Raw genomic sequence first — 11,183 nt, 5'->3', positions numbered from 1 at the left:
ATGCCGCGCCACCACCCCGATCTGGAGAAGCCGTGCCCGCCTCCCCGAAGACCGCGTGCCCCCACAACGCCGACGGCATCAACTTGACCCGGGCCAACCCGCCGTCACGGCCGCAGCGCACCACCATCGACACCTCGACGATCCCGCATCCGGCGCGACGGGTGCCGTTTCTCGGCGACATCCTCGGGGTCTCGATCCGCACGCCGGTGCAGGATTCGATGCGGATGGGGCGAGCACTCGGCCCGATCTTCGCCCGCCGGGTGCTCGGTCGAGACATCGTCTTCATCACCTCCGCCGCCCTCACCGCGGAGCTGGCCGACGACAGCCGCTTCGCCAAACACGTCGGCGTCGGGCTCGAACAGCTACGCCCACTGGCCGGCGACGGGCTCTTCACCGCCTACAACGCCGAGCCCAATTGGCAGCGTGCGCACAACATCCTGATGCCGGCCTTCACTCAGAGCGCCATGCACGGCTATCACCCGACGATGCTCACCGTCGCCCGGCAACTGATCAGCAGCTGGGACGACAGCGCCGAGCGCGCTACCCCGGTGGATGTCGTCGGGGACATGACCAAGCTGACCCTGGAGACCATCGGCCGCACCGGATTCGGTTATGAATTCGGTTCTTTCGACCGCGACGAGGTGCACCCGTTCGTCACCGCGATGGTCGGCGCGCTGCGCTTCGCCCAGCAGGAGACCTTCCTACTGCCCTTCATGGCGCGGCTGCGCCGACGTGCCATCGCGGCCAACAAGAGGGACATCGAGTTCATGTCGGCTGAGGTCGACCGGGTCGTACAGGCCCGGCGCAGCAGCGGAGCCGACAGCGACGCCGACCTGCTCGGGCTGATGCTGCAAGCGGCCGACCCGCAGACGGGAGAGCGTCTGGACGAGGTGAACATCCGCAACCAGATCATCACGTTCCTGATCGCCGGGCATGAGACCACCTCGGGAGCACTCGGCTTCGCGCTGTACTACCTGCTGAAGAACCCGACGGCGCTGGCCCGCGCCCAGGCCGAGGTCGATGAGGTCTGGGGAAGTGATCGGGACGTCGATCCGACGTACCAGCAGGTGACGAAGCTGCGCTACGTGCGACGAGTTCTGGACGAGGCGCTGCGACTGTGGCCAACCGCGCCCGGCTATGCCCGTGAGGCCAGAGAAGATACCGTTCTGGACGGAACGTACCGTGTTCGTAAGGGTGAATGGGTGATGGTGCTGCTGCCGATGCTGCACCGTGACCCGGCCGTCTGGGGCGACCCCGAGAAGTTCGAACCGGACCGCTTCCTGCCGGAGAACGTCCGGGCCCGGTCCGGTCACGCCTTCAAGCCGTTCGGCACCGGCGAGCGAGCCTGCATCGGGCGTCAGTTCGCCATCCACGAGGCGATGCTGGTGCTCGGGCTACTGCTGCACCGCTACGACCTCCACGACAGCGAGAACTACGATCTTCGGGTCACCGAGCTACTGACGGTGAAGCCGGACGGTTTCCAGATGACCCTGTCGCGGCGTTAGACCCTCCGCTACCGACTTTGGCCGCACACGGTGCTGCCGTGCTTTAAAGTCTTACCGTGAGTCGCGCACTGGTCCTCGGCGGAGGCGGAACCGCCGGAATCGCTTGGCAGACCGGCCTGCTCGCCGGGCTGGAGTTCTCCGGCACCAATGCGCTGAACGTCGACATGATTCTCGGGACCTCGGCCGGAGCCACCGTGGCCGCTCAGGTCACCAGCCCGATGTCGCTGACCGAGCTGATGCGCCGCCAGACCGACCCGGCTCTGCAGGTCGCCGAGCTGAAGCCACCGATCCCGGTCGCCGACGTGTTCACCCGCATCGGTGAGCTGGCCGTGCAGTACCCGGAGCAGACGGCACTGCGACGGGCCATCGGCGTCTTCGCCCTCACCCAATGGACAGTCGACGAGCCGACCCGCCGGGCCGTGATCGCCGAACGCCTGCCATCCCATGACTGGCCTCGGACGCCGCTGTACGTGGTCGCGGTGCGGGCCGACAACGGCGAGACCGCGATCTTCGGGCAGGGCAGCGGGGTACGACTGGTCGACGCCGTCGCCGCCAGTTGCGCGGTCCCCGGCGTCTGGCCCCCGGTCACCCTCGGCGCGCACCGCTACATCGACGGCGGGGTGCGTTCCGGAGCCAACGTCGACCTGGTCGGAACCCACGACAAGGTGCTGGTGATCGCCCCGATGGCCCCGGACCTGGACGTCGCCCTGAACCTGCAGATCGCGGCGATCTCCTCGACCTCGGCGGTGAATCTGATCGTGCCGGACGCCGCCTCGCGGGAGGCGATCGGCCCGGACCCGCTCGACAATTCGGTGCGGGCGCCCACGGCGCGGGCCGGGTTCGCGCAGGGGCAGCTGATCGCCGAGTCAGTCCGCCAGTTCTGGGACTGAGCGCTCCCCTCTCCGGCAACTGACGCGAACCCGCTCGCCACGACGAAACCGCGATGCGGTGAACTGGTGGCATGAGCGAACTCCTCCCCGAGACCCGCCACACCCTCGCCCATCGGGTAGCCACCGGGCAGGTCGCCGGGCGTGCCCCGTCGCTGATCGCCGGCGTGGTCCGCGGCTCGTCGCTGGCCTGGGCCGGCGGCCACGGCTTCCTCAGCCCCGGCGTGCCACCGGACACCAACACGCAGTACCGGATCGGCTCGATCACCAAGACGTTCGTCGCCGTGCTGATCATGCGGCTTCGCAACGAGGGGCGCCTGGACCTCTCCGACCGGCTGAGCACCTTCCTGCCGGAGACCGCCGCCGCGCCCGGGGTGGGCACCGCCCGCATCGGAGAGCTCCTCGCGCACACCTCCGGCATCGCCTCCGAGACGCCGCCGCCTTGGTGGGAGCGCGCGCACGGCTCGTCCCGTCCGCAGCTGGCCGACATCTACGGCGAGACACCCGCCAAGCTGACCGCCGGGCGCCACTTCCACTACTCCAACACCGGGTTCGGACTGCTGGGTGCCCTGGTCGGGGTGCTGCGCGGCGCCAACTGGCTGGAGGTCGCCCGGTCGGAGATCCTCGATCCACTCGGCATGGGCCGCACCACGCCGATGCCACAACCACCGCATGCACTCGGCTGGGCCGTCCATCCGTGGGCTGATCTGCTGATGCCCGAGCCGACTCCGGATGCCGAGCTGATGGCGCCGGCCGGTCAGCTCTGGTCAACCATCGACGACCTGGCGACCTATGCCGCCTTCCTGCTCGACGGCCACCCGGATGTGCTGCCGCTGGCGACCCTCGAGGAGATGCGCACGCCCGCCTCGCCGCCGTCCTCGACCCCGGCCGGACCGAGCTGGGAGTCAGGTTTCGGGCTGGGGCTTCAGCTGGCCCGGATCGAGGGACGGAGTCTGGCCGGGCACACCGGCTCAATGCCCGGCTTCGTCGCGACGCTCTGGACGAGCCCGGCCGATGCCCTCGCCGGAATCTGCCTGGCCAATGCCACCTCCGGGCCGCTGGTCGCAGCGATCGCGGCCGACATGATCGCCCTGGTCGCCAAGCACGAGCCGACGATCCCGCCACCGTGGCGTCCCGCGGAGGGGTTCGACCCGGTCCTGCTGGAGCTGACCGGGCCTTGGTACTGGGGGGCGACGGCGATGGCGCTGCGGCTGCGGGAGGGGGGCGACCTGGAGCTGGTGGCCCTGAACCAGCTCGGTCGCACTTCCCGCTTCCGCGCCCAGCCGAACGGAACCTGGCTCGGCCTCGACGGGTACTACCTGGGCGAGACGCTGCAGGCGGTCCGCGGCTCGGACGGCACGGTGAGCCACCTCGATATCGGCAGCTTCGTCTACACCCGCCAGCCGTACGAGCCCGGACGCGGCGACGACCCGGTGCCCGGTGGGGTGGATGCGCAGGGTTGGCGGGGCAGCGCTGACCTCTAGGCCGCCGGAGCAACCCGATGCTGGTCCGGCCGCCGCTAGCTGGTCGGCGCGGCCGGTGCGACCAAGCCGCGGAAGCTGATCTCCCGACGCTGGGTGAAGCCGAGCGAGGTATAGAGGCGGATCGCATTCTCGTTGGAGCCGGCCGCATGCATCAGCGGCGTCTCGCCGCGAGCGCGAATGCCGAGGGCGACCGCGAGCACCAGGCGCGTCCCGAGGCCCTGGCCGCGGAAGTCGGGGTCGGTGCAGACGGCGCTGATCTCAGTCCAACCGGCGGGACGGAACCGCTCACCGGCCATCGCCACGAGTGCCCCGCCACGACGCACGCCGAGGTAGGTTCCGAGCTCGATGGTGCGCGGCAGGAAGGGGCCCGGTCGGGTCCGCTCGACGAGGTCGAGCATCTCCGGTACGTCGGCCCGGGTGAGCCGAACCGCGCCGTCTGAGTCGAAGGCGTCAGCTGATCCCGCCACCGAGTCGCCGACGAGCTGCACTCCGGGGATCTCCATCGTCAGCTCCCAGTCAGCCGGCGGCGCCGCCTCGAGCCCGGCCATCACGACGAAGCCACCGGCTCCGACCAGGGTGGCGAGATCCTGCCACTCGTCACCGTCGACCGGACGGGCCGCAAAAGGCGACACATCGTCGGGGTAGCGGCGAGCCGACCGGTAGCTCTCGGCCAGCTCCGCCTGCGGACCACGCAGCGCCGAACGGACCGGGTTGTCGAGTGGGTGATCTGAATTCGTCGTCACAAGACGGTCAGTTTATGCAGTCCGTCGACGAGTACGAGCGGGGAGGAGTCACTGTCGGAGTGGGGCGATGGGTAGCGGCGGGGTCATGCGCAGCACCGGGGGCGGGAGTCGCGGACGGCTTGACCGCGGGCGTGGCCGACTTGGGCGCCGGGGCGGACGGCCCGACGACAGCGGCGATGAAGGACGGAATCGCCGCACGATCGACGGCGACGATCGACACCGGGGCGCCATCGACATAGATGGTTGGTGTGCCGGTGGTCGGAATGGTGGCCGATTTCAAGTTCCCCGACTGCAGGTTCTCCATCTGCTGGGCGAACTTCAGCAACCCGTCACCGGCGAAGTCGGTCTCGATGTTCGAGCTGACCGCCGAGAGAAGATCCCGCAATTTCAGGGGGTTCAGCAGTGTCTTGGCTGATGCGATCTGACTGAAGGCTTGGGATAGGAAGTACTGCTGCCGGATCTCGCGACCCAGGTCGCCGCCGAGGAGATCGTGGCGCTGTCGCACGAAGGAGAGGGCCTGCTTGGGGGTGAGGTCGGAGGGGCCGGCTGGCAGGTCGGTGCCGGAGTAGGGGTCGACCGACGCGTGCTTCAGGCAGACCGGGATCGGGCCGAGCACCTTCGCGATCTGATAGAAGCCGACCAGCGAGACTCGCACGAAGTGATCGATGTGCAGGCCGGTCAGATCATGAATGGTCGCGATGAGCAGCCGGGAGCCACCCCGATCGCCACCGCCGTTGCGTGACCCGAGGGAGAACGCAGCGTTGAGCTTGTTCAGGCCATGACCGGGCACCTTCACCCACGAGTCGCGCGGGAACGAGATCAGCGTGGCCTTCGACCCGTCGGCCGGCACGTGCATGACCATCATCGTGTCGGTGTTGGTCCCGCCACCATCCAGTTGCGTGCTCAGTTCGGCCAGCAGCGCGGCCGACGCGTTCGCCGGTCGATGGTCGTCACCCACGAGCAGGATGTTCTCGGCCTTGCCGTCGAGGTCCGGCGCCCGTGCGTCGGGGGCCGACGGGTCGATCGCGTCGACGTGGGTGACGTTGGCCGTGAAGCTGCGATAGGTCGCCCAGGCATATCCGCTACCGAGCACGATGACCAACGAGATGAGCGCAGCGATCGCCCGCGATCCAACGACCAATCCGACGCCGAGCCAACCCGCGAGCCGCGAGCCCACAGCGCTGTCGCGCTCCGAGTGCTGAGGCATCGCCAGAGCGTATAGACGCCAACCCGTGACGAAGCTGAGAATTTTGCGGGCGATCGAGCCAGCGTGCTAGCGGGCCAGCACCCGCAGCCCCAGCGCCTCGGCGATGGCGACGGCCTGCTCGGGAAGGATCTGCGCGTCCCGCACGTCCGTTCCCTGCGGATCCAGTGAACTCAGGTCACTCCCCCGCAGGTCGGCCCGGGTGAACCTCGCTCCGTGCAGCATCGCGCCGGAGAGATCTACGTCGGCGAAGACGGTGTCGACACAGTTGGCCGCGGTGAGATCGGCCTCGCGCATCCGGACGCTCTGAAAACTGCATCCGCGCAGGTCGGCACCGGCCAGCACCACGAAAGACCAGTCGCCCCCGATGACGCGCATCGGCCGCAGCGAGGCGGACTGCTCGAAGGTGCTGCCGAGCAGCTTGCACCCGCTGAACTCCACGTCGAAGAAGTTGCAGCGCCGGAAGGTGCAACCGAGAAAGGCGGAGTCGACGTGCCGGGAGGCGTTGAAGCTGACGTTGCCGAAGATGCAGTTCGTGAACGTGCAGTTCTGCAGCACAGCCTCGGTGAGCTCAATCTGATGGAACTGGCAATCGGTGTAGCTGCGGCCGACGATCTCTTCGGCGTACCAGTCATCGCGGCTGAAGGTCACACCGGTGAAGCTCTCGCCGGGCGCAGAAGAAAGGCTCTCGGTCACCGGCCCACCGTAGCGGACCCGACGACCGAGAGCCTTTAGTCGATCAGCAGTTGCTAGCGAGATGCCTTAGCCGTCTCGGCGTCAGCCTCGGCCGGCTCCTCGACCTCATCCGGCTTCTCGACCTGATCCGACACCGTGGATTCAGCTGACTCCTCGGTCGCGACCTCCGTTGCCTCATCCGTGACCTCATCGGTGACCGATTCCGGTGCCTCGGCGACCGGCGCGGCGACCTTGGCCGGGGCGTCGTCGACGGTGATCGATGCACCGCCGAGCGTGGCGAGCATCCCGCGCACGTTCGCCAGCTGTGCATTGATGCTGTCGCGACGCTGGGTGGCGGCTGAGAGCTCCCGCTCGGACTCGGAACGGATCCGGTCGGCGCGAGTGCGGGCCTCGGAGACGATCTGCTCCGCCTTCTGCTGCGACTCCGCCGTCAGCGCGGCGGCCTTGCGAGCGGCTTCGGACGAGGCCTGCTCGGTCTCCGCGCGCAGCTGAGCGACGTGTTCCTGGGCCTGCGCGAGCTGACTCTCGGCCAGCGCGGTGCGCTCCTGGAAGACCTGCTCGGCCTTGTCCCGCCGTTCGGCGAGCGTCTGCTCGAAGTCGGCCGCGGCCTTGGCCGCGTGCGCCCGCTGACGCTCGTAGACCGCCTCGGCCTCGGCGCGCCGCGCCGTCGCCTGGCGGTCGGCCTCGTCGAGGATCTGGTCGGCGTTGCGCTTGGCGTTCTCCATTACCCGGGCCGCCTCGCGCTCGGTCTGGGCCCGGATCTCCCCGGCGTACCGCTCGGCTTCGGAGCGAAGCTTGGCGTTGGCGTCCTCGAGTTCGGCCAGCTTCTGGTCGGCGTCGGCAGTGGCCGACGCGCGAATCTCCGCCGCCTCCTGCTCGGCCAGGCTGAGGATCTGGCCAACCCGATCACCCAAGTGATCGAAGTTCGCCACCACCGGAGCCGCCGGAGCGGCCTTGGCGGCGCTGACGGCCGCGGCGGCCTTCTTCCTCTCCTGCTCAACCGCCGCCGTCAGCTCCTCGACCTGCTTCGCGGCGTCGTTGGCGTACTGATGCGCTGATGCGGCCGCAGTCGAGAGCTCGGCGATTCGCCGATCAACTTCGCTGGGCTCGTAGCCTCGCATGACAGTTCGGAAAGTTGTGGTGGTATCGCTCATTCGACTCTCATCATTTCGGTTGGTGCGGGCATCGGCGGAATTCGGGTTGATCGGTGTTACGAGTCGGAGACCGGTGTACGGATCTCCTCGTCGGCAGCATCGGGTGAGCCATGAGGCGGCCCGTGAGTCGGCTCAGGTGTTGCCGCTGCTGTTAGCTGTGAAGCTGCCTGATCAGAGTGCGGATCGGGCTGTGGATCGGGTTGCGGAAGCACATCTGGCACCGCGAGGGCCTCGATGATTCCGGAGAGATTACCCAACTCACTCGCGATGGTGTCACGTCGCTGCGCCAGCGTCACTACCTCGGCGCGGGCGTCTACCAGCAGCTGACGGGCCAGCGTCCGCAGCTCGTCGGCCTCCGACCGGGCATCGGCGATGATTCCGATCGCCTCGGCCTTGGTGTTGCGCCGGAACTCGTGCAGTTCGCGCTGCGAACGGGACGTCTCTTCCGCGACCCGCTCCCGCACTGCGCGGGCGCCCGACTCAGCCTCCTCCAGGCGACGATCGGCCCGCGCGATGCGCGCGGAGGCGACGTCCTCGGCCTCGGCGATCGCCTCGTCGGCCTCTGCCCGAGCCTGCTCACGGATCTGGATAGCGTCCGACTTCGCTCGCAGCAGGGCCTGCTCGGCCGCGTCGGTGAGGGCCGCGGCATCGCTTTCGGCGGCGGCCTGACGGCTGCGGCGGGCCTCGCCGGAGGCCTCCAGCAGCGCGCTGAGCCGGGTGCGAGCCTGACGGGCGACAGCCGCTGAGTCCAGATGAGCCGACTTGCGGATGCGCTGTGCGTCGAGTTCGGCGGCGGCGATCAGTCCGGCCACCACCTGCTGCGCCCAGGCCGTCTGCTCGGCGGCGGCCGACATCTCCGCCGCCGCGTCGGCGCGGGCGGACTCAAGCAGCATCCGAGCCTCCTTGCGGGCGTCGGCGCGCATCATGTCGGCATCCACCGTCGCGTCCGCATGCTCACGCTTGGCCGAGGCGAGCAGCTGCTCGACGCGGGCGTGGGTCTCGGCGTGCCGGTCGACGAAGTCCTGCTCGGCCTGCTCCGCGCTGGTGCGCAGTTCAGCGGCCAGCGCCTCGCGCTCCGACTGCAGGATGGCGTCGTGCTCGGCGCGTTCGGCGGCCAGCTCCTCAGCGAGTCCGAGGTGGGCATCGGCGCGGAGCGTCTTCGCTTCGGCGAGCAGGGCATCGGCCTGGTCGCGGATGATCTGCGCGTCGCCCTGGGCTCGGGCGACGATCTCGGCGGCCTCCTCCTCCGCCTGCGGCATGAGGCTCTCGGCGGCCAGCTCAGCGCTACGGGCGATCATGCTCGCCTGCTCGAGCCCGTCGGCGATGATGGACTGGGCCTCGTCGTGGGCCTCGCTGAGACGGGCCTCGGCCGCGGACAGCTTGTGCCGCGCCGCGAGCAGGGCGTCGTGGACGTCGGCCGGCGTGCTCGAACCCTCGATCAGCCCGGTTTCATCCGAGCCGCCGAGGGAGGAGCCGCCGAGGGAGGAGCCGCTGAGGGGTGAGTCGAGGCCGAGGTGGTCGATGGGGCGGCGCTGCGACGTCCCGTCCGCCGCGGGCAGCGCCGGGTTTGCCGGGCTGGCTGGGCTGGCTGGGCTGACCGCGTCGACTGCGTTGGCTGGTTCCATAGGGGCCTGCAGGTCCAACTGCGCGAAGTTCTCGGTTTCGTGGACAGCGCGACTCATCTGGTCCACTTCACCGGAGTGCGGCACGTGAGTCCCCATCTGGCACACCTCGCTGCGTGGTCGGCCGACCGTCGATCATCTGCAGCGCGGATTCGCCGTGCATACGCACATCGTCGCAGATGTGCGCCCAGAATTCTTGTTTAGCGGGTACCCAGAGTACTGGGGTTGGGTTCCGCGCGCAGTCATTCTTACACCTGCCGTGCGAATGCGGTGTTACGCGCTCGTTTCCCACAACTCGGGCGCAGCCGAACCCGGCCGCTCCCGCAGTACGAGCAGCAGCGCGAAGACGAGCGCGGTGACCGAGACGATGCCGAGCGCACCTCCGGCGTAGGCGAGCAGCTCACTACTGCGGTCAAGATCGGTCGGCACCCCGCCGGCCGGCATTACCGAAGCGGTGCGCAGCAGCGCGAAGACCGCGCCGGCGCCCGTTGCCACGGCTACACCGAAGCAGGTGACGAGCACGGCCGGCAGGCCCCGACTACGCCTTGGTACCCGACCGGCACCGCCTACCTCACGCTTCGCCCGCGCTCCCGTCTCGTAGCTGGCCACCAACGCGGCCAGCCCGCCCCAGAACGCGACGACGAGGAGGGCACAGACGACGTCGCTCGGGCGGTGCCAGCGTCCGGTGAGCGTGGAGACGCCGACGGCTGCCGTGTACGCCGCCCCGAGCAGGGCGACCAGCGGACGGGCCGGGCGCGGAGCGAAGAGCATCGCGGTGACGGCGGCCGACGCGGCAAGGGTGGTATGCCCACTGGGCAGCGAGTTGGCCAGCTCCGTGTAGGCGCCGAGGAGGTTCGGGCGCTGTAGGACGACGAGTTTGAGCAGTTCCGTGGTGAGGCTGGCCCCGCCCATCACCAGCGCGGCCTGCGCGGCCAGCAGCCAGCGGCGGCGCAGGGCGGCGATCGCCACCGCGACCAGCAGCGCGGTCAGCACTATCGACATGGTGTCCAGCACCCGGTGACCGAAGCGCCAGAGCAGCGTCTGGCCGTGCGCGGCCGCTTGGAAGGAGGCCGTGTCCAGCTGCTGACCGAGGACGGTATGCAGCGCGATCGCGGCGACGACGACGAAGGCGGCCACCGAGCCCAGCATCAGTGCGAGGCAGCCGAGCCGCCACCACAACAGTGGCCTCGCCGTCGCAGCCGCCGGCCGCCCGAGGACGGGGCGATCAATGATCTGCGGACGGCTCACCTGATGAAAGGTAGTGGTGACGGCTGTGCCTTCACGGGCAACTCTCAACGAACGTTCATGCCGGCGTCGGCACAGGTCCGTCTATCCAGTGAGCCCGAGTGTGGATCAGAAGGTGCCGTAGCGGCCGCGGCGGTGCACCAGGGGGGCGTCGACCTCCGGTTCGGCGAGCTCCACGCGCTCGATCCGCAGGTGGACGGCCAACCCCCAACCGACCTTGGCCGGCGGTTCCGGAGCCAGCCGACAACCGGCCCAGGTGGTGGCCGACAGCGCTGGACCCCAGGGCGTCTCGACCCAGTCGCCCTGGCGGAATGGGCCGCCCGGCGCCGGAGCGACGTAGCCGAAGACGTCGGCCAGTCCGCGCTGCGCCCAGCCCAGCAGATTCACCACCGCGACCTGTGACACCTGCAGGGCGTCCCACAGATCGGCGAGCGGATCGACGATGCCCACGACGATGCCCGGGTCGCCGTCTGCGACCAGCATGGAGGAGACGGTGAGGCCGGCCGGCTGCCCGCGGCCATTCGAGGTCCAGATCGAGACCGGTGAGGCTAGCCGCCCGCGAAACTGCCGGACCGGGTTGCGGGCACTCTCGTCGGGCTGGAACGGATGAGCGCTGTGGATCGTCACCCGACCATCGTCTCTG

Annotated in this window: 10 protein-coding genes; 3 read left to right on the top strand and 7 right to left on the bottom strand. The window is 69.3% G+C overall.

From position 1 onward, the window contains the following. Nucleotides 1-125 precede the first annotated feature (125 nt). From CPH63_RS05035 to CPH63_RS05025, 3 genes are all read left to right on the top strand, one after another. A complete protein-coding gene (locus CPH63_RS05035; protein ID WP_371364861.1) occupies nucleotides 126-1,505 on the top strand; it encodes a cytochrome P450 in 1,380 nt (459 codons plus the stop codon). Between the two features lie 56 nt (nucleotides 1,506-1,561). Further along, entirely contained in the window at nucleotides 1,562-2,395 is an 834-nt protein-coding gene (locus tag CPH63_RS05030; protein ID WP_096301845.1) for a patatin-like phospholipase family protein, read from the top strand. A gap of 71 nt (nucleotides 2,396-2,466) precedes the next feature. After that, nucleotides 2,467-3,876 (top strand): serine hydrolase, encoded by a 1,410-nt coding sequence (locus CPH63_RS05025; RefSeq protein WP_096301844.1) that lies wholly within the window; start codon nucleotides 2,467-2,469, stop codon nucleotides 3,874-3,876. A 35-nt stretch (nucleotides 3,877-3,911) separates the two neighbouring features. Here the strand turns inward: CPH63_RS05025 and CPH63_RS05020 are convergent, their stop codons facing one another. The 7 genes from CPH63_RS05020 to CPH63_RS04990 form a co-directional block, all read right to left on the bottom strand. After that, the gene (locus CPH63_RS05020; protein ID WP_096301843.1) at nucleotides 3,912-4,619 is read right to left on the bottom strand and encodes a GNAT family N-acetyltransferase; all 708 of its coding nucleotides are present in this window, start codon (nucleotides 4,617-4,619) and stop codon (nucleotides 3,912-3,914) included. A gap of 7 nt (nucleotides 4,620-4,626) precedes the next feature. Further along, a complete protein-coding gene (locus CPH63_RS05015; RefSeq protein ID WP_096301842.1) occupies nucleotides 4,627-5,826 on the bottom strand; it encodes an LCP family protein in 1,200 nt (399 codons plus the stop codon). 66 nt (nucleotides 5,827-5,892) lie between these two features. Beyond that, a complete protein-coding gene (locus CPH63_RS05010) occupies nucleotides 5,893-6,519 on the bottom strand; it encodes a pentapeptide repeat-containing protein (RefSeq protein ID WP_172892160.1) in 627 nt (208 codons plus the stop codon). Between the two features lie 53 nt (nucleotides 6,520-6,572). Next, entirely contained in the window at nucleotides 6,573-7,673 is a 1,101-nt protein-coding gene (locus CPH63_RS05005) for a hypothetical protein (protein ID WP_157749286.1), read from the bottom strand. Between the two features lie 56 nt (nucleotides 7,674-7,729). Continuing rightward, nucleotides 7,730-9,355 carry a hypothetical protein gene (locus tag CPH63_RS05000; protein ID WP_157749285.1) on the bottom strand — a complete coding sequence of 542 codons (1,626 nt, stop codon included), beginning with the start codon at nucleotides 9,353-9,355 and terminating at the stop codon, nucleotides 7,730-7,732. Between the two features lie 213 nt (nucleotides 9,356-9,568). Further along, complete coding sequence (locus CPH63_RS04995; protein WP_157749284.1) at nucleotides 9,569-10,543, bottom strand: phosphatase PAP2 family protein; 975 nt, start codon at nucleotides 10,541-10,543, stop codon at nucleotides 9,569-9,571. Nucleotides 10,544-10,648: 105 nt separating this feature from the next. Continuing rightward, nucleotides 10,649-11,167 carry a flavin reductase family protein gene (locus tag CPH63_RS04990; protein ID WP_197704580.1) on the bottom strand — a complete coding sequence of 173 codons (519 nt, stop codon included), beginning with the start codon at nucleotides 11,165-11,167 and terminating at the stop codon, nucleotides 10,649-10,651. Nucleotides 11,168-11,183: the final 16 nt, after the last annotated feature.

Source organism: Jatrophihabitans sp. GAS493, assembly GCF_900230215.1.
Classification (GTDB): Bacteria; Actinomycetota; Actinomycetes; order Mycobacteriales; family Jatrophihabitantaceae; genus MT45.
The sequence above is the reverse complement of the archived record's forward strand: the minus strand, read 5'-3'. Positions and strand labels throughout refer to the sequence as shown.

What these genes read in the sequence shown, in the direction of transcription:
- CPH63_RS05005 (WP_157749286.1), bottom strand. Translation starts at nt 7,673, where the DNA reads ATGAGCGATACCACCACAACTTTCCGAACTGTCATGCGAGGCTACGAG.
- CPH63_RS05000 (WP_157749285.1), bottom strand. Translation starts at nt 9,355, where the DNA reads ATGAGTCGCGCTGTCCACGAAACCGAGAACTTCGCGCAGTTGGACCTG.
- CPH63_RS05025 (WP_096301844.1), top strand. Translation starts at nt 2,467, where the DNA reads ATGAGCGAACTCCTCCCCGAGACCCGCCACACCCTCGCCCATCGGGTA.
- CPH63_RS05015 (WP_096301842.1), bottom strand. Translation starts at nt 5,826, where the DNA reads ATGCCTCAGCACTCGGAGCGCGACAGCGCTGTGGGCTCGCGGCTCGCG.